The organism is Gordonia shandongensis DSM 45094 (genome assembly GCF_000423025.1).
GTDB classification, from domain to species: domain Bacteria; phylum Actinomycetota; class Actinomycetes; order Mycobacteriales; family Mycobacteriaceae; genus Gordonia; species Gordonia shandongensis.
The window spans coordinates 264,147-282,063 of the sequence record NZ_AUHE01000001.1 but is presented as its reverse complement, the minus strand read 5'-3'; the positions used below and the strand labels follow the sequence as shown (position 1 = coordinate 282,063).

The window sequence follows — 17,917 nt, the reverse complement described above, 5'->3', positions numbered from 1 at the left end:
TGACAATGGTCGTTGACACTGTTCCTTGACTCCGAAGGTGATCATGAGCTTCTCCTCCCCGTACCCCGACGTCGTCGTCCCCAACGTCAGCGTCTACGAGTACCTGTTCGGCTCCCTGACGGAGACCGACCTCGACCGCACCGCGCTCATCGACTCCACTTCGGGCGCCACCACCACCTACCGGCAGCTGGTCGGCCAGATCGACGCCGCCGCGGGCGCGGTCGCCGCGCGCGGACTCGGCGTCGGCGACGTCGTGGCGATCCTCTCGCCCAACATCCCGGCCTTCGCGACCGTCTTCCACGGTGTGCTGCGCGCCGGCGCCACCGCGACCACGCTCAACGCCCTGTTCACGGCGCCCGAGGTGGCCAAGCAGCTCGTCGACTCCGAGGCGCGGCTCCTCATCACGATCACCGCCCTCGCCCCCGCGGCACTCGAAGCGGCACGCGAGGTCGGTCTCGCCGACGACGCCGTGGTGATCCTCGACGGCGACGGTCTGGCCGCCGACGGGCACCCGAACGCCGCCGACTTCCTCGGCGGCGGTCACCGCGCCCCCGACGTCGACTTCGACCCGGCCACCCACATCGCCGTGCTGCCCTACAGCTCGGGCACCACGGGCAACCCCAAGGGGGTGAAGCTCAGCCACCGCAACCTGGTCGCCAACGTCGCCCAGATCGAGCCGCTCAACGGGATGACGTCCGACGACGTCGTGCTCGCCGTGCTGCCCTTCTTCCACATCTACGGGATGACCGTCCTGCTCAACGCAGCCCTCAGGGCCCGCGCATCCCTGCTGGTGATGCCGCGGTTCGACCTCATCGCATTCCTCGAGAGCGTGCAGCGGCACAGGATCACGTACGCGTTCATCGCCCCGCCGGTGGCCGTGGCCCTCGCCAAGCACCCGATCATCGACGAGTACGACCTGTCGTCGATCCACACGATGCTCTCGGGCGCCGCGCCGCTCGACGAGGAACTGGGCAACGCCGTCGCCCAGCGCCTCGACCTGCACATGCTGCAGGGCTTCGGGATGAGCGAGCTGTCGCCGGTGAGCCACATCATCCCGTTCGACGGCGGTGTCGGCACCCGCGGGGTGCGGGCCCCGCTGTCGTCGGTGGGCTGGGCCGTCCCGAACACCGAGAACCGGATCGTCGACCCGGCGACCGGCGCCGACGTCGACATCCCCGCCGACGGCGTCTCGGCGCCCGGCGAGCTGTGGGTGCGCGGACCCAACGTGATGGTCGGCTACCTGAACAACGACGCGGCGACCGCCGAGACCATCGTCGACGGCGACTGGCTGCGCACCGGTGACATGGCGACCGTCGACGCGACCGGCTGCGTCACGATCGTCGACCGCCTCAAGGAGCTCATTAAGTACAAGGGCTACCAGGTGCCGCCGGCCGAGCTGGAGGCCCTGCTGCTGACGCACCCGCAGATCGCCGACGCGGCGGTGATCGGCGTCAACGACGCCGACGGCGAGGAGATCCCGAAGGCGTACGTCGTCGCCCAGGACGGTGCAGAACTCAGCGAGGACGATGTCATCGCGTTCACCGCCGAGCGGGTCGCGCCGTACAAGAAGGTCCGCGCCGTCGAGTTCATCGACGCGATCCCGAAGTCGTCGGCGGGCAAGATCCTCCGGAAGGATCTGCGCCGGTAGACGCACGTGTCGGCCGCCGCCGACCCCTGTGGGAAGATGTCTCGCATGAGCAACGGCACCCTCATCCTGATGCGCCACGGCGAGAGCGAATGGAACGCGTCGAACCAGTTCACCGGCTGGGTCGACGTCGCACTGACCGAGAAGGGGCGGGCCGAGGCGGTTCGCGCCGGTGAGCTGCTCGTGGAGCACGACCTGCTGCCCGACGTCCTCTACACGTCGCTGCTGCGTCGGGCCATCGTGACGGCGGAGATCGCGCTCGAGACCGCCGACCGGCACTGGATCCCGGTGGTCCGCGACTGGCGGCTCAACGAGCGGCACTACGGCGCGCTCCAGGGGCTCGACAAGGCGGAGACGAAGGCGAAGTACGGCGACGAGCAGTTCATGCTGTGGCGGCGCAGCTACGACACCCCGCCGCCTGCCATCGAGGCGAACGCCGAATTCAGCCAGGTCGGCGATCCGCGCTACGCGGACATCGACGTGCCGCTCACCGAGTGCCTGCTGGACGTCGTGACCCGGTTGATCCCGTACTACCACGAGGCGATCGAGGCGGACCTGCGTGCGGGCAAGACCGTGCTGGTCGCCGCGCACGGCAACTCGCTGCGTGCGCTCGTCAAGTACCTCGACGAGATCTCCGACGCGGACATCGCGCAGCTCAACATCCCGACCGGGAACCCGCTGCGCTACGACCTCGACGAGAACCTCCGGCCGGTGACGCCCGGCGGCGTCTACCTCGACCCGGAGGCGGCGGCCGCGGGTGCGGCAGCCGTTGCGGCGCAGGGAAACAAGTAGTGCGCACTCCTGTGGCCTGAGATACATTGGAGTCATGGCTGACGCGACTCTCGAGGTGACCCATCTGACGGAGCAGGAGCGCTACCGAGCGGACCTGTCCGAGGCTGAGGACGGCCCCGTGGAGGCCGGTTACATCGACTACACGCAGGACGGCGACCGCATCGCGCTCACCCACACCGTGATCTACGAACGTTTCGGCGGCCGCGGTCTGGCCGCGCAACTGGTGAAGTCGGTCCTCGACGACGTCCGGGCCGCCGGACGCACCGTGGTGCCGGTGTGCACCTACGTCCAGAAGTACATCGAGAAGCATCCCGAGTACTCCGACATCGTCGCGAGCTGAGACGCGAGCGTCGGCCGCAGTTCCACTTGACCGCAGTTCACTCGACCGCAGTTCACCTGACCGCAACCCAGGCGAACCGGATGTGAACGCACTCCCAACTGTGGCGGCCCGCGCTGCGAACTCTCGGCGACCATCGTAGGATTCGGGTGTGTCAGTGACAGTTGGGGGAGCAGAGCGGCGGGAGTGCCGAGCGCGGTGAGTCCTGGATCGATAGACCCGACCCGGCCGCGATCGTCGAGCATCGACGATCTGGTCTATGTGGGCAACGCCGACTCGCGGTCGGACCTGCTGGCACTCCTCATCGCATACACCGAGACCGGTGCGATCGTCGTCGACGAATTCCACACCATCGTCCTCTACAACAAGCGCGCCGTGGAACTCGGCATGCTCCGCGACACCCTCTCGGACGGCGTCGCCGAGGCGGTCACCGAGGTCTTCGTCACCGGTATCGACCGCCATTTCGACTTCGTGCCGCCGCATTCGTCGCTGGGCTTCCTCTCGACCGGCCGCACCGCGCCCCGCGCCGTCGAGAACGTGCGATGCGTCGCGCGGCTCGCCGAGTACGGCGGGGCCCGGTACTCGCTGGTGTACGGCGACGACGACTCGACGAACCAGCGCGTGGAGGCGACCCGCCGGGACTTCGCCGCCAACGTGTCCCATGAGCTCAAGACGCCCCTGGGGGCGATCAGCCTGATGGCCGAGGCGATGCTCGAATCGCGCGACGACCCCGAAGCCGTCGAGCACTTCGGCCGCCGCGTCCTCAAGGAGGCGACGCGGATGGGGTCGCTGGTCAACGAGCTGATCGGACTCTCGCGACTGCAGGAGGGGCGCATCCCCGACTTCCAGGAGATCGACGTCGACGGCGTCGTCGAAGACGCCGTCTCCTCGGCGGGCGTCTCCGCGGAGGTCGCCGAGATCGACCTGGTGACCGACGAGCCGAGCGGACTGCACATCCTCGGCGACCGGACCCTCCTGCTCACCGCGCTGTCGAACCTGCTGGTCAATGCGATCAACCACTCGCCGACGGGCGAGGTGGTCTCGGTCAGCCGCAAGACGGTGACCGTCGACGAGCAGGAGATGGTGGCGATCGCCGTCACCGACCGCGGCATCGGCATCGCACCCGCCGACCAGCAGCGGGTCTTCGAACGCTTCTTCCGCGTCGACAAGGCGCGGTCGCGAGCCACCGGCGGGACCGGACTCGGTCTGGCCATCGTCAAACACGTCGCCGCCAGCCACGGCGGTCACATCGGGCTGTGGAGTCGCCCCGGAACCGGGTCGACCTTCAGCCTGTACATCCCCATCGACTCGCCGTCGCACCACGACACGGAGTCGACGAACCAAGAGGAATCCACGAGTTGACGCACGTACTGATTGTCGAAGACGAAGAGTCGCTGGCCGATCCGCTGGCCTTCCTGCTCCGCAAGGAGGGCTTCGAGGCGAGCATCGTCAACGACGGCTCGCAGGCGCTGGCGACGTTCGAGCGCGTGAACCCCGACATCGTCCTTCTCGACCTCATGCTGCCGGGCGTCTCCGGCACGGAGATCTGCAAGTCGATCCGCGCCAAGTCGCAGGTCCCGGTGATCATGGTGACGGCACGCGACAGTGAGATCGACAAGGTCGTCGGGCTCGAGCTCGGTGCCGACGACTACGTCACCAAGCCGTACTCGGCGCGTGAGCTGATCGCTCGGATCCGGGCGGTCCTGCGTCGCGGCGGTGTGGTGGCCGACGACGAGGACGCCGCCATCGGCGTGGTCGAGGTCGGTCCGGTCCGGATGGACGTGCAGCGGCACACGGTCACCGTCGCGGGCGACGATGTGACGCTGCCCCTCAAGGAGTTCGACCTCCTGGAGTATCTGCTGCGGAACTCCGGCCGCGTGCTCACGCGCAGTCAGCTCATCGACCGGGTGTGGGGCGCCGACTACGTCGGCGACACCAAGACGCTCGACGTGCACGTCAAGCGACTCCGTTCGAAGGTCGAACCCGATCCGTCGCAGCCGCGGCATCTCATCACGGTCCGCGGACTCGGCTACAAGTTCGAGCCCTGAGAAGTTCGAGCCCTGAGCTCAGAGCTGCTCGTATTTGATGTCGGTGGCACGCCGCTCGGTGGCCGCCGCCGTCGCCGGGTGAACGGCCACCAGACCGAGGTCGGCGCGCAGGCGGCACGCCTCGGCGAGGAGCTCGTAGGCGGGTTCGCCGATCAGCGCGATCAGCTCGGGCCGGTACGACTCGTAGACGCGGCGCGCACCGGTGTGCGCGTCCGGTGAGCCGGAGCAGTACCAGTCGAGGTCGTGGCCGCCCTCGCCCCAGCCGCGGCGATCGAACTCGGTGAGCGTGGTCCGCAGGACCTCGCTGCCGTCGGGGCGTTCGACGTCCTCCTGCTCGCGGCGCAGGGGGAGCTGCCAGCACACCTCCGGCTTCACGGTGAGCGGTTCGATGCCGCGCCGCAGAGCCATCGAGTGCAGGGCGCAACCCCGGCCGGCCGCGAATCCGGGGCGGTTGAGGAAGATGCACGCGCCGTCGTGCAGTCGGGTCTTGAGCGCCGGCTCAGAGCCGGAGTCCCCCGCCGCGTCCCCTGCCGAATCCCCTGTGTCGGGGTCGTCGACCTCCTCCAGGTATCCGCCCGCGCCCAACGGGTCGTCGGCCGAGCCCTCGGCGTGGAACTGCCAGTCGTCGGCGGTCAGCTGCGCGACGCCGGCGGCGAGGTTCTCGCGGTCGGCGTCGTCACTGAGGTACGCACCGTGGGTGCAGCAGCCGTCCGATTCGCGGCCCGCGATGATCCCGCGACACGCCGGAGTGCCGAACACGCAGTTCCAGCGGGACAGCAGCCAGGTGAGGTCCGCGCGGATGATGTGCTCGGGGTCGTCGGGATCGGTGAACTCGTACCACTCGCGGGGAAAGTCCAGCGGTACCTCGGGGGCGGGGGTGTCCCGTCTCGTCACGGTCCACCTCCTCTCTCGTCGGGCGCCCGTTCTCACCGGTACACGGTAGCCCCGCTCGCGTCGCGCGGGTTCGCACAGTACGTTTGATCGGGTGCGACTAGGAGTGCTCGATGTGGGCAGCAATACCGTGCATCTGCTGGTGGTCGACGCGCACCGGGGCGGCCATCCGAGCCCGATGAGCTCCACCAAGGCGGTGTTGCGGCTCGCCGAGGAGATCGACGACACCGGCCGGATGCGGCAGTCGGGAGCCGACGCGTTGACCGCGACGGTGGAGGACTTCACGCGGATCGCGGTGGCGTCCGGATGCCAGCAGGTGATGGCCTTCGCAACTTCCGCGGTACGCGACGCGACCAACTGTGACGATGTGTTGGCGCAGGTCGAGGCGGCATCGGGGACCGAGATCCAGGTGCTCGAAGGCGTTGACGAGGCGCGTTTGACGTCGTTGGCGGTCCGCCGCTGGTACGGCTGGAGCGCCGGCCGCATCATGTCGTTCGACATCGGCGGCGGCAGCCTGGAGATGACCAACGGGGTCGACGAGGAGCCCGAGGTGGCGCTCTCGCTGCCGCTCGGCGCCGGTCGTCTCACCCGCGAGTGGCTGCCCGGCGACCCCCCGAGCAAGAGGCACGTCTCGGTGCTCCGCGACTGGCTCGACGCCGAGCTCAAACCCGTCGCCAAACAGTTGCGGGCGCCGGGGAAGCCGGATCTCGCGGTCGGGTCGTCGAAGACGTTCCGGTCGTTGGCTCGACTCACCGGCGCCGCCCCGTCGGGGGCGGGACCGCGGGTGCGTCGGACCGTCACCGCCAACGGTGTGCGCCAGCTGATCGCCTTCATCTCGCGGATGACGGCGTCGGACCGGGCCGACCTGGAGGGGGTGAGCGCCGACCGCGCCGGTCAGATCGTGGCGGGTGCGCTCGTCGCGGAGGCGGCGATGCGAGCGACCGGAGTCGATACACTGGAGATCTGTCCGTGGGCTCTGCGGGAGGGCGTCATCCTTCGGCGCCTGGACGCCGAGCCGGCCGGGGCCATGGTGACCACCGGCTGATCAGCCGACCAACAGGGGTGCCGAGGGAATATGGCGAAGGATTCCGACTCGCGGGGACGCCGCATCAGCGTGTCCGAGCTGATCGCGCGCGCCGACGAGTCGTCGGCGTTCCCCAAGGCGTCGCCGCTCGATGTGGAGCGCCCCGCCGGGTCCGACGGCCGAGGCGCCGACACCCGCGACACTCCGCGGCGTTCGCGTCGGCGGGCGGTGGGTGCGAGCGGGATGCCCGCGCACCCCGAGCCGGCGCAGCCCGAGCCCGCGCCCCCCGCGGATCAGGAGCCGCGGGAGGTGCAGGATCCGCGGGAGGAGAACGCCAACGCGGTCACCGGGATCATCCCCGTCGTCACCGACGACGTGCGCCCCGTGGACGGTGACGACATCGTCGGCTACCATCTGCCGCCCGCGGAGATCCGCACGTCGTCGGCCGCCGACGAGCTGGATTTCTTCTCGACGGTGAACACCCCGAACACCCGGTCGGCGGAGCCCGAGGACGACGTCGCGGACGCCGCGCCGCTGACGCGGGCGCCGCTCTGGGGTGTCGATGACGTCGGAGCCGTGAGCGACGCCGTCGACACCGTCGACCCGGCCGCACCGGATGCCGTCGACGACGATGACGTGCCCGCCGGCGGCCTGCTCGACGACGGCCTGCTCGAGGATGGACTGGCCGACGACGGACTGGCCGACGACGGACTGGCCGAGGATCGACTGCCCGACGACGGCCTGCTCGACGACGGGCTGGCCGCCGACGACGCTGCGACCAAGACCAAGACCAAGGCGAAGACCAAGACCAAGCCGAAGACCAAGGCGAATGCGAAGACCAAGACCAGGGCGAAGAAGCAGAAGACCCCGAAGGAACCCAAACGCTCGACGAAGCTCAAGAGCCGGGTGAAGCCGGACGCGCAGAAGCGGGCGAAGCCCGCGAGGATCGAGCCCGGCACCCGCGCCGCGATCATGGGTTGGCTGGCGTTCGCCGGCGAAGTGATCCTCGGCCTGGCGATCGGGGCCGGACTGTTCTGGGGCTTCACCGAACTGTGGAAGCGATACATCTACCTGGCGTTGATCCTGGCGGTACTGGTGATCTTCGCGATCGTCACGTTTGCGCACATCCTGCGTAAACGCGATCTGGCGACGACCCTCCTCGCACTGGGGGTCGGCATGCTCGTGACGATCGGCCCGCTGGTCCTGCTGGCGGCCTGAGCGTGTCGTCACTGCAGTTTCCGATCCCGGTGGGCCTCTCGACGGCCTCGGTGTACCCGCAGAACACCGAGGCGGCGTTCCGGTACGCCGCCGACCTGGGATACGACGGCGTCGAGTTGATGGTGTGGGGCGACGCGGTCAGCCAAGACGTGGCGCACGTCGCGCACCTGTCGCAGCAGTACCAGATGCCGGTGCTGTCGGTGCACGCGCCGTGCCTGCTCATCTCCCAGCGCGTCTGGGGCCGCGATCCGGTGGTGAAGCTTCGGAGGTCGGTGCAGGCCGCCGAGGAGCTGGGGGCGTCGACGGTGGTGGTGCACCCGCCGTTTCGCTGGCAGCGCGAGTACGTCCGCGTCTTCGACGATCTGGTCGGCGAGCTGGAGGCGTCGTCCGACGTCGCGGTGGCCGTGGAGAACATGTTCCCCATGCGCGCCGATCGGCTGTGGGGCGCCGGCGAGCGCTCCGCTGCGCGGATGGCGTCGCGCGGCGGGCGCCCCGGGCCGAGCGCGTCGGCGTTCGGCAAGTCGATCGACCCGACCGAACACGGATACGACCATTACACGCTCGATCTGTCGCATGCGGCGACGGCGGGCGTCGATGCGCTTCGCATGCAGAACCGGATGGGGGAGGGGCTCACACACCTGCACCTCACCGACGGGACCGGAGCCGCGCACGACGAGCACCTGATTCCGGGCGACGGGTCGCAGCCGTGCATCGAGATCTGCCGGAATCTCGCGGCGAGCGACTTCGCCGGGGCCGTCGTCCTCGAGGTGCACACGGCGTCCGCCCGGACCAGGAATGAACGGGCGGCGATGCTCGTGCGATCGTTGGAGTTCGCGCGCACCCATCTGGAGCGCGACACGGCGAGAACAAAGGAAGTGCAGACGGATGTCGACTGATCTGGCCCACCTGGTCGATCTGGCCCCGACCGGGAGGGCCGACGGTGGGCGCGCGGCCTACCGCACGACCATCAGCCCCGTGTTCACCATCGGCGACAAGGTGCACGGCGGCAGCATCCAGATGATCGTCGCCGAGGCCGCGCGGCGTGCGGTGCACGACCTGGGCGGAGCCGACCGCGACGGTGTCACGGCCCTCGCGATCGCCAGCGACTTCCTGGCCGCGCCCGACCCCGCAGACGTGGACGTCGAGGTGACCCTGGTGAAGACCGGGCGGACGGTCTCGCTGGCACGCGTCGACGTGGTGCAGGGCGGGCGGACCGCGGTGACCTCGACCGTCACCCTCGGTCGCCTCGACACGGGCGAGCCGGTGCATCGGGGCGCCAACCGCGCCTCCGATCTGCCGGTGGAGCCGCCCGCCGACATCCCGGACATCTACACCACACCGGTCGGCCAGGTCGTCCACCTCGGGCAGGCCATCGAGAACGTGATCCTGCTCGACGAGTTTCCCGCGCTGCGCGGTGAGACCGGTGAACCCGTCGTTCGCGGGTGGACTCGACCCCGCGACGCCGACGATCTGCCCGACGTGGTCCGCGCCGGCTATCCGATCCTCGTCTGCGACCTGTCGCCGCCGGTGGTGATGAACCTCGGGATGTTCGGCTGGGCGCCGACCGTCCAGCTGACGACCTACCTGCGGCGGGTGCCCGCGCCCGGATGGCTGCGGTTCGCGGCGTCGTCCACCGAGGTCGGCGCCGGGATGTTCGCCGAGGACCACGTGGTGCTCGACTCCACCGGGGCGCTGGTGGCACAGTCGCGGCAGCTCGCGTTGATTCCGGCCGAGTCCCGTCCGTGACACGGCCGCGTCGGCCGTCAGCTCCCCCCAGATACCCGCATCTCCCAGATACCCGTATTCATGAAAGGCAGTGATCGCACATGACCGAGCGCGTCGCGATTATCGGCGGTGGCAAGATCGGTGAGGCCCTGCTCGCCGGGTTGATCAAATCCGGCAAGCCGGCCCGCGATCTCGTCGTCGCCGAGAAGTCCGCGGAACGGTCGGCGGAACTGACCGGCGACTACGGCATCCGCGTCACCGACGATCTGGCCGACGCCGTCGAGGGTGCGCGGGTGGTCTTCATCGCGGTGAAGCCCGACGCCGTCGACCAGGTTCTGCAGAAGCTGTCGGTGACCGACGACGACGGTGAGAGCGAACGGATCACCGTCACGCTGGTCGCCGGCATCCCGACGAGTCGTTACGAGTCGGCCCTGCAGGCGGGGTCGCCCGTGATCCGGGTGATGCCGAATACGCCGATGCTGGTCAACGAGGCGATGTGCGCGGTCAGTCCGGGTCGGTACGCGGAGGACGAGCAGGTCGACCTCACGGTGCGGCTGCTCGAGAGCGTCGGCAAGGTGACGGTGGTCCCGGAGAAGCTGATGGATGCGGTCACCGCGATCTCCGGATCGGGGCCCGCGTACTTCTTCCTGATGGTGGAGGCGATGATCGACGCCGGCGTCTCGCTGGGACTCACGCGTCCGCAGGCGTCGGAGCTGGCCATCCAGACCGTCCGGGGTGCGGGCGCGCTGCTCAGCGAGTCGGGGCTGTCGCCGGTGGAGCTCAGGGCGGCGGTCACCTCGCCCGGCGGTACGACGGCGGCCGCTCTGCGGGAGTTCGAGCGGGCGGGCCTGCGGCATGCGGTGAACGAGGCCGCATTCGCCTGTGCGGAAGTGAGCGCGCGCACTGCACGTCGAGTCGAAGTTGAGAGTTCTGGGAAGGGTGTGCAGCTCGGTGTGGAAACGGCGAGCGAGACACAATAGCGCCCGGGCCTGCGATTTCGTGGGATCGTCGGCGGTGTCGGCGGGTCCGATGAGAGGAAATTCGCCACTCACGTCGCACTTTTCACACCTGCCACGCTAGGCTGCTAGCAGCACGTACGTGTCTGATGTCCGCAGGAGGGGAAGCCTGTGGCCACGATGCGTGCACTTAAGGTTGGTATTTTCATGGCTGCAGCAGATAAGCCTGCCGAGCGGAACGACTTCGCGGACCGCGGCGTCGGCAACTCCTCGGCAACCCAGTTCCTGACCGTCGCCGAGGTCGCATCCCTGATGCGCGTCTCGAAGATGACCGTCTACCGGCTCGTGCACAACGGTGAGCTCCCGGCCGTCCGCGTCGGCCGCTCCTTCCGCGTGCACGCGAAGGCCGTCCACGAGTACCTCGAGACGTCGTACTTCGACGCAGGCTGACCTTCGACGAGGGTTGACCTTCGACGCGGGCTGACCGGGCCCCATCGCCGCGAGAACCCCTGAGGACCCGACGGGTCTCCAGGGGCTCTCGGCATTGGAGGGGCGCCGACCCCGGGGTGCGAATTCGCCTCGAGTTCATCGGATCGGTAGCATTATCGGTCAGGTCGCTGTCGCCCGAGCCCACGCTCGTAGTCGGCGACGGCCCGGCGTGCGTCTTCGGGCCAGGCCCCAGGAGATTTCGCCACCTGAGATTTCTTCAGTACCGATCGTGAGGGAGAACCAATGGGTTCCGTTATCAAGAAGCGCCGCAAGCGCATGTCGAAGAAGAAGCACCGCAAACTGCTTCGTCGCACGCGAGTCCAGCGTCGCAAACTCGGCAAGTGATGCTCCGAACCCGCCCCACCGGGGCGGGTTCGCTGCTTCGCGTGGCGATAGGCTGAAACCATGACCGAAACCGCCCCACGCTCCGTCCTGGTGACCGGGGCGTCCACGTTCCTCGGCGGATACCTCGTGGCGCGACTGGCGGCCAACCCCGACGTCGAACGGGTGGTCGCCGTCGACTCGCGCGTCCCCACCAAGGATCTGATGCGCCGCATGGGGCGCGCCGACTTCCTTCGCCTCGACATCAGACGACCCGCCGTCGCCAAGGCGATCGCCCAGTACGACGTCGACACCGTGGTCCACGCCGCGCCGTCCATCATGGACAGCGCCGAACACTCCGCGGCCATCAAGGAGCTGAACGTCGTCGGAACCATGCAGGTGGCCGCCGCCTGTCAGCGGAGCCCGTCGGTGAAACGCCTCGTCCTGCGTTCGAGTGCGATGGTCTACGGCGCCGGCCCCAGCGATCCCGGGTTCTTCACCGAGGGCACTCCGGCGCGACGGGAGCCGCGCAACGGGTACGGGCGCGATCTGATCGACATGGAGGGCTACGCGCGCGGCCTGTCGCGCCGACGGCAGGACGTCGAGGTCTCGATCCTCCGCTTCCAGTCGATCCTCGGCCCGCGCATCCGCACCCGGATGAGCGCCTACCTCTCGCTGCCGGTGGTCCCCACCGTCTTCGGCTTCCAACCCCGCCTGCAGTTCCTGCACGAGGAGGACGCGCTGGCGGCGCTCGAGCACGCGACCCTCGAACCGCGGCCGGGCACCTTCAACGTCGCCGGCGACGGCGTCGTGACGCTCTCCCAGGCGGTGCATCGCGCGGGCCACGTGGAACTCCCCGTCCCCCAGGGCCTGATCTCGCCGATCGTCGGGGTCCTGCAGAGCTCGCGGCCCGGCATCCGGTCGGAACAGGCGCCCTATCTGACGTACGGGCGCGTCCTGGACACCGCGCGGATGCGGTCGGAACTCGGCTTCGAGCCGCGGTACACCTCGCTGGAGACCCTCGACGACTTCATCGACCGCGGCCGCACCGAGCCCGTCATCACGGCCGACGCGTGGGACGGGTTCGCCCGCCGCGCAGTCGCGGCGGCGACGGCCCTGCAGTAGCCCGTCCCGCTGCGATCCGCCGCTGCCCGTACTATGGAGATGGCCCGGGTGAGAACCCGACAGACGAAATCGACCGGTGAGGCGGGGGTGTGACATGGCGGCTGCTCAGAAGCCGGGAGACGCGCGGACCGCGAAGGTGATCGCGCTCTACACCGACCCGACCGCGCATCGCGGTGCACCGGCCGGACACCCCAACACCGACGGATTCGGTCGACCGAGCGCCGAGGTGACGCCCATCCACGAGGGCATCGACCTGCACGACGAGCCGTCGCCGCCAGTGACGCCCGTGCGGAGTTCGCCGCTGTTCAGCCTCGGCGGGATCCGCGGCGCGATCGCCGACTCCCTGATCGCCACCAGCGGTTTCATTCGTGAACGCATGACCGGCGACTACTGCGTCGACGAGTTCGGGTTCGACCCGCACTTCGTCGAATCCGTGTGGTTCCCCGCAGTGCGCCAGGTGTACGAGAAGTGGTTCCGCGTGGAGGTCAGCGGGATCGAGAATCTGCCCGCCGAGGGGGCCGGGCTGCTCGTCGCCAACCACGCGGGCAGCATCCCCATCGACGCCGTCATCACCTCGCTGGCCGTTCGCGACAACCATCCCGGCGAGCGCTACCTCCGCATCCTGGCCGCCGACATGGCGTTCGAGACGCCGGTCGTCGGCGACCTCGCACGCCGGATCGGCGCCACCCTCGCGTGCAACGACGACGCCGAGGCGCTGCTGCGCAGGGGAGAGCTGACGGCGGTCTGGCCCGAGGGATACAAGGGCATCGGCAAGCTCTACAAGGACCGCTACAAGCTGCAGCGGTTCGGTCGCGGCGGATTCGTCACGACGGCCCTGCGGACCGGCGCCCCGATCATTCCCGTGTCGATCGTCGGCTCCGAGGAGATCTACCCGATGGTCGCCGACCTCAAACCGCTCGCCCGGACGCTCGGACTTCCGTATTTTCCGGTGACACCGCTGTTCCCGTGGCTCGGGCCGCTCGGCGTGATCCCGCTGCCGTCCAAGTGGCACATCCACTTCGGCGCGCCGATCAGAACCGACGGATACGACGACGCCGCGGCCGACGACCCGATGGTCGTCTTCGACCTCACCGATCACGTCCGCGAGGAGATCCAGCAGACGCTGTTCCGGATGCTGAGCCGTCGCGGCAGCGTCTACCTCGGCTAGCGCAGACCGGACTGGGACAGACCGGACTGGGTTTACTGCTTGGGCAGATGGCGCAGGGCGCGGGAGGCCAGTGCGGCCGCGCCGCCCGCCGCACCGAGCACCGCCGCGGTCTGCGCACCGTACTTGGCGGCCTTGCGCGCGGTCCGGAAGTCGTACTGCTCCCACCCGCGCACTCGCGCGACCTCGCGCAGGTCGGCGTCGGGGTTGATCGCCACGGCCGTGCCGACCAGCGACAGCATCGGCACATCGTTGTGGGAGTCGGAATACGCGGTGCACCGTTTGAGGTTCAGCCCCTCGCGGACCGCGATTGTCCGGACGGCGTGCGCCTTGCCCGGACCGTGCAGGATGTCGCCGACGAGCCGCCCGGTGAACACGCCGTCGACGCTCTCGGCGACCGTGCCGAGGGCGCCGGTGAGCCCGAGGCGCTTCGCGATCGTCTGAGCCAGTTCCACCGGGGTGGCCGTGACCAGCCACACCTGCTGTCCGGCGTCCAGATGTCGCTGGGCGAGCGCGGCGGTGCCCGGCCAGATCTTGTCGGCGATGTACTCGTCGTAGATCTCCTCGCCGAGCCTGACGAGTTCGGCGGTCTCCCGGCCCGCGATGAACGACAGCGCCATGTCACGCCCCTGCGCGACGTCGTCGGCGTTCTCCCGGCCGGTGATCCGGAACTTCGCCTGCTGCCAGGCGACGCTCATGATGTCGCTGTACGAGAAGTAGTCCCGCGACGCCAGACCGCGCGCGAAGTGGACGATCGACGCGCCGTGCACCAGGGTGTTGTCGACGTCGAAGAATGCGGCGGCGGTGAGATCGGTGACCTGACCGGCCCCCGAGTCGGGGATGCGGGCGCGCAGGGACTCGATCGCCGCGGTCGCCGACGCCTCGCCGGCGAGCGCCTGGCGCAGTTCCGTGGCCGTCTGACGGAATCGTCCCGCACGCTCGGTGATCCACATGCCGATGCGGTGCAGTTCCTCGTCGATATCCTCGTCCGCCGTGGCGGCGCGATCGGCCGATCGGGCGCCGGGTCGCCGCAGGAGGGCGCCGTCGCGGTCCTCGTGGATCTCGTCGCCGTGGATGTCATCGTCTGCGAGGTCGAACTGCTCCGCCGCCAACTCGGCCGCCTCGGCCTCGTGAGCCTCGGCGGCCTCGGCAGCCTCGGCAGCCTCAGCGGCGTCCGGGTCGGCGGCGTCCGGGTCGGTGAACTGCGCGGCGTCCGACTCGGACGGGTCCATCGAATCGCGGCCCACGGGCCACCTCCTAGCGCGGTTGGACGATCGGGCCCCAGCCTATCGCGCCGGTGGGACCGATGACGGCGTGCGCGATCCGCGTCACCGACCGCACCGACGGCGTGCGCCGTCCGCCCGCCGGGACTCGTAGACTCGCCGGTGTGGGACATGCAGTGGAACTGATGACGCGCGCCGGATGTTCGGCGTGCGCCGCAGCCGAGTCGACCCTGCGGCGAATCCTCGCGGACTACGGGCTCGAACCCCAGGTCGTCGACGTCGACGAGCGAGCCGCAGCCGGTGACGTCCTGCTGCGCGCCGAATACGGCGATCGGCTGCCCGTCGTGGTCCTCGACGGTGCGGAGCACTCGTACTGGGAGGTCGACGAGCCGCGCCTGCGAGCCGACCTGACCGCCGCGCGGTGACCGCGTCGAGGGGGAGGGGCGTGCGAACGTCCACGGCGTTGCTCTAGCCTGGAACCATTCGACGAGTCGTCGGCGGATGGTCTGCAGGCGTGCGCGATGTCCGGGGCGAACCGCGGACGGGAGGCTGTTGTCAGTGAGTGTCTTGTTGTTCGGCGTGTCCCATCGCAGTGCCCCCGTCTCCGTGCTCGAACGACTCGCCGTCGCCGACGACCAGCGCGGCAAGCTGATCGACGACCTGCTCTCCACCCGCACCGTCTCCGAGGCGATGATGGTCTCGACCTGCAACCGCGTGGAGATCTACGCGGTGGTCGACGCCTTCCACCCCGCGCTCGACGCCGTGGGCCGCGTCATCGGCGACCACAGCGGACTGTCGGTCGCCGAACTCACCGGCCACGCCTACGTCCGCTACTCCGAGGCGGCCGTGGAACACCTCTTCACCGTCGCCGCCGGACTGGACTCGATGGTCGTCGGCGAACAGCAGATCCTCGGACAGATCCGCGGCGCCTACACCGACGCCGACGCCAACCGGACGGCCGGCCGCACCCTCCACGAGCTCGCCCAGCAGGCATTGCGCGTCGGCAAGCGCGTGCACACCGAGACCGGGATCGACCGGGCCGGCGCATCGGTCGTCTCGGTCGCCCTCAACCGGGCTTCGACGGTCCGCGGCGAGCACGCCCCGCTGCGCTCGGCCGTCGTCCTCGGCGCCGGCGCGATGGGCTCGCTGGCGACCAGCGCGCTGGCGGGCGACGGGGTCGCCGACATCACCGTCGTCAACCGGACGGCCGAACGCGCCGCCGACGTCGCGGCGTCGGTCGCCGAGAAGTACACGGTCGCGGCGCGCGGCACCACCTTCGACGGCGTCGCCGAGGCGATGGCCGACGCCGACATCGTCGTGACCTGCACCGGTTCGGTGACCGCCGTCCTCGGCGTCGGGGAGATCCACTCGGCGCTGGCGGCGCGCACCAATCCGGCACCGCTGATGATCTGCGACCTCGGGCTCCCGCGCGACGTCGACCCGGCCGCGGCACGACTGCCGAACGTGCACATCATCGACATCGAGGGGCTCCGCGGGGACGAGCAGACCCGGGCCGCCGAGGCCGATGCGCTCGCCGCGCGCGCGATCGTCGCGAGCGAACTCGCCGACTACCTGTCCGTCCAGCGTCAGGCCGAGGTGACGCCGACCGTCGCCGCTCTCCGGCAGCGGGCCGCCGACGTCGTGGAGGCCGAGATCCTGCGGCTGGCCGGACGGCTGCCCGACCTCGACGACACCCAGCGCGACGAGGTCGCCAAGACGGTGCGCCGCGTCGCCGACAAACTGCTCCACGCGCCGACCGTCCGCGTCAAACAGCTGGCGTCGTCGGGACGCGGCGACCACTACGCCGAAGCGCTCCGCGAACTGTTCGAGCTGGCGCCGGGCGCCGCCGAATCGGTTGCGGCCCGCGGCGTCGGCGTCGACGAGGACACCTGAACCATCCTGGTCTCGGCGCCCGCCGGACCCGCGCACACACACGATTGAGCGCGACGACATCGTTCGCGCCGACAACAGAGAGTGGGACGAGAGCACCGTGACGGACTCCACCGGGAACCGTGACATCATCCGGATCGGCACGCGGGGATCGCTCCTGGCGACCACCCAGGCCCAGGGCATCGCCGACCGCCTGATCGCCGCCGGACATCCGGCCGAGCTGGTCATCATCACCACCGCCGGTGACACCTCGACGGCGCCGGTCGCGCAGATCGGTGTCGGCGTCTTCACCACCGCGATCCGAACGGCGTTGCGGGAGAACGAATGCGACGTCGCCATCCACTCCTACAAGGATCTGCCGACCGCGCCGGAGCCGGACATCGCGCTCCCCGCGGTGCCGACCCGCGTGGACTACCGGGACGCCCTGGTCAGCAGGGGCGACAAGGTCCTCGGCGAGCTTCCCCCCGGGTCGGTGATCGGCACCTCGTCGCCCCGTCGGGCCGCGCAGCTTAGAGCACGGGGTCTCGGTTTGGAAATCCGCCCCCTACGAGGCAACCTAGATTCTCGGTTGGGCAAAGTCGCGAGCGGTGAGCTGGACGCGATTGTGGTAGCCCGTGCCGGACTGGTGCGGATCGGTCGAGCCGATGTCGTCACCGAGGCGCTTGACCCCCTGGTCATGCTGCCCGCGCCGGCACAGGGTGCCCTGGCGGTGGAATGCCGCTCCGACGATGCCGAACTGGTGAGAATTCTCGCCGAGTTGGACGATCCGTCCACCCGCGCAACGGTTGACGCCGAGCGTGCGGTACTCGCGGCCCTCGAGGCCGGGTGCACCGCTCCGGTCGGTGCGCTGGCCGAGGTGGTCGAGTCGATCGACGACGACGGGCGCACCTTTGCCGAGCTGTCGCTCCGCGCAGTGGTCGCGGCCGAAGACGGATCCGAGGAGATCCGCGCGTCGGCGGTGGGCCCGGTGGATCGGGCCGCTCAACTCGGTACGGATCTCGCCGCCGAACTGCTTGAGCTCGGCGCCGCCGCTCTGGTCCCCAAGGGGGCGTAGGGCGCACGGCCGGA

19 protein-coding genes are annotated in these 17,917 nt (G+C 69.7%); 17 read left to right on the top strand and 2 right to left on the bottom strand.

The window, feature by feature from the left end; all coding sequences use genetic code 11:
• Positions 1 to 43 precede the first annotated feature (43 nt).
• The 5 genes from G528_RS0101480 to G528_RS0101460 all read left to right on the top strand — a co-directional run bounded on the left by G528_RS0101480 (position 44) and on the right by G528_RS0101460 (position 4,822).
• Positions 44 to 1,648, top strand: coding sequence for an AMP-binding protein (locus G528_RS0101480; RefSeq protein ID WP_026917419.1), 1,605 nt, complete (start codon positions 44 to 46; stop codon positions 1,646 to 1,648).
• 36 nt (positions 1,649 to 1,684) lie between these two features.
• Positions 1,685 to 2,437: a phosphoglyceromutase gene (locus G528_RS0101475; protein ID WP_211220584.1), complete on the top strand. Its 753-nt coding sequence runs from the start codon at positions 1,685 to 1,687 to the stop codon at positions 2,435 to 2,437.
• A 34-nt stretch (positions 2,438 to 2,471) separates the two neighbouring features.
• Positions 2,472 to 2,777 carry a GNAT family N-acetyltransferase gene (locus G528_RS0101470; protein ID WP_026917417.1) on the top strand — a complete coding sequence of 102 codons (306 nt, stop codon included), beginning with the start codon at positions 2,472 to 2,474 and terminating at the stop codon, positions 2,775 to 2,777.
• Between the two features lie 240 nt (positions 2,778 to 3,017).
• Entirely contained in the window at positions 3,018 to 4,136 is a 1,119-nt protein-coding gene (locus G528_RS0101465) for a sensor histidine kinase (protein WP_245569650.1), read from the top strand.
• Positions 4,133 to 4,822: a response regulator transcription factor gene (locus G528_RS0101460; RefSeq protein ID WP_026917415.1), complete on the top strand. Its 690-nt coding sequence runs from the start codon at positions 4,133 to 4,135 to the stop codon at positions 4,820 to 4,822. The genes G528_RS0101465 and G528_RS0101460 overlap by 4 nt, the downstream gene beginning before the upstream one ends.
• An 18-nt stretch (positions 4,823 to 4,840) precedes the next feature.
• Here the strand turns inward: G528_RS0101460 and G528_RS0101455 are convergent, their stop codons facing one another.
• Positions 4,841 to 5,716 carry a DUF3109 family protein gene (locus tag G528_RS0101455; protein WP_026917414.1) on the bottom strand — a complete coding sequence of 292 codons (876 nt, stop codon included), beginning with the start codon at positions 5,714 to 5,716 and terminating at the stop codon, positions 4,841 to 4,843.
• 91 nt (positions 5,717 to 5,807) lie between these two features.
• Between G528_RS0101455 and G528_RS0101450 the strand changes: the two genes are divergently transcribed.
• The 9 genes from G528_RS0101450 to G528_RS0101410 all read left to right on the top strand — a co-directional run bounded on the left by G528_RS0101450 (position 5,808) and on the right by G528_RS0101410 (position 13,739).
• Complete coding sequence (locus G528_RS0101450) at positions 5,808 to 6,758, top strand: Ppx/GppA family phosphatase (protein WP_035718524.1); 951 nt, start codon at positions 5,808 to 5,810, stop codon at positions 6,756 to 6,758.
• Between the two features lie 30 nt (positions 6,759 to 6,788).
• Positions 6,789 to 7,955 (top strand): GtrA domain-containing protein, encoded by a 1,167-nt coding sequence (locus G528_RS18765; protein ID WP_026917412.1) that lies wholly within the window; start codon positions 6,789 to 6,791, stop codon positions 7,953 to 7,955.
• 2 nt (positions 7,956 to 7,957) lie between these two features.
• Positions 7,958 to 8,851 (top strand): sugar phosphate isomerase/epimerase family protein, encoded by an 894-nt coding sequence (locus G528_RS0101440; RefSeq protein WP_026917411.1) that lies wholly within the window; start codon positions 7,958 to 7,960, stop codon positions 8,849 to 8,851.
• On the top strand, positions 8,841 to 9,701 hold the full coding sequence (locus G528_RS0101435; RefSeq protein WP_026917410.1) for a thioesterase family protein: 861 nt from the start codon (positions 8,841 to 8,843) through the stop codon (positions 9,699 to 9,701). The genes G528_RS0101440 and G528_RS0101435 overlap by 11 nt, the downstream gene beginning before the upstream one ends.
• A gap of 80 nt (positions 9,702 to 9,781) precedes the next feature.
• A complete protein-coding gene (gene proC / locus G528_RS0101430) occupies positions 9,782 to 10,660 on the top strand; it encodes a pyrroline-5-carboxylate reductase (protein ID WP_026917409.1) in 879 nt (292 codons plus the stop codon).
• A gap of 183 nt (positions 10,661 to 10,843) precedes the next feature.
• On the top strand, positions 10,844 to 11,086 hold the full coding sequence (locus G528_RS0101425; protein ID WP_026917408.1) for a helix-turn-helix domain-containing protein: 243 nt from the start codon (positions 10,844 to 10,846) through the stop codon (positions 11,084 to 11,086).
• Positions 11,087 to 11,368: 282 nt separating this feature from the next.
• A complete protein-coding gene (locus tag G528_RS18115) occupies positions 11,369 to 11,470 on the top strand; it encodes a 30S ribosomal protein bS22 (protein WP_003402602.1) in 102 nt (33 codons plus the stop codon).
• 60 nt (positions 11,471 to 11,530) lie between these two features.
• On the top strand, positions 11,531 to 12,571 hold the full coding sequence (locus G528_RS0101415; protein ID WP_026917407.1) for an NAD-dependent epimerase/dehydratase family protein: 1,041 nt from the start codon (positions 11,531 to 11,533) through the stop codon (positions 12,569 to 12,571).
• A 94-nt stretch (positions 12,572 to 12,665) separates the two neighbouring features.
• Positions 12,666 to 13,739 carry a lysophospholipid acyltransferase family protein gene (locus G528_RS0101410; RefSeq protein ID WP_026917406.1) on the top strand — a complete coding sequence of 358 codons (1,074 nt, stop codon included), beginning with the start codon at positions 12,666 to 12,668 and terminating at the stop codon, positions 13,737 to 13,739.
• 32 nt (positions 13,740 to 13,771) lie between these two features.
• Here the strand turns inward: G528_RS0101410 and G528_RS0101405 are convergent, their stop codons facing one another.
• On the bottom strand, positions 13,772 to 14,983 hold the full coding sequence (locus G528_RS0101405; protein WP_026917405.1) for an HAD family hydrolase: 1,212 nt from the start codon (positions 14,981 to 14,983) through the stop codon (positions 13,772 to 13,774).
• 161 nt (positions 14,984 to 15,144) lie between these two features.
• Here G528_RS0101405 and G528_RS0101400 point away from each other — a divergent pair, with 161 nt between their 5' ends.
• From G528_RS0101400 to hemC, 3 genes are all read left to right on the top strand, one after another.
• A complete protein-coding gene (locus G528_RS0101400; protein WP_035718627.1) occupies positions 15,145 to 15,384 on the top strand; it encodes a glutaredoxin family protein in 240 nt (79 codons plus the stop codon).
• 133 nt (positions 15,385 to 15,517) lie between these two features.
• Positions 15,518 to 16,852 (top strand): glutamyl-tRNA reductase, encoded by a 1,335-nt coding sequence (locus tag G528_RS0101395; RefSeq protein ID WP_026917403.1) that lies wholly within the window; start codon positions 15,518 to 15,520, stop codon positions 16,850 to 16,852.
• A 97-nt stretch (positions 16,853 to 16,949) separates the two neighbouring features.
• Entirely contained in the window at positions 16,950 to 17,903 is a 954-nt protein-coding gene (gene hemC / locus G528_RS0101390) for a hydroxymethylbilane synthase (RefSeq protein ID WP_026917402.1), read from the top strand.
• Positions 17,904 to 17,917 lie beyond the last annotated feature (14 nt).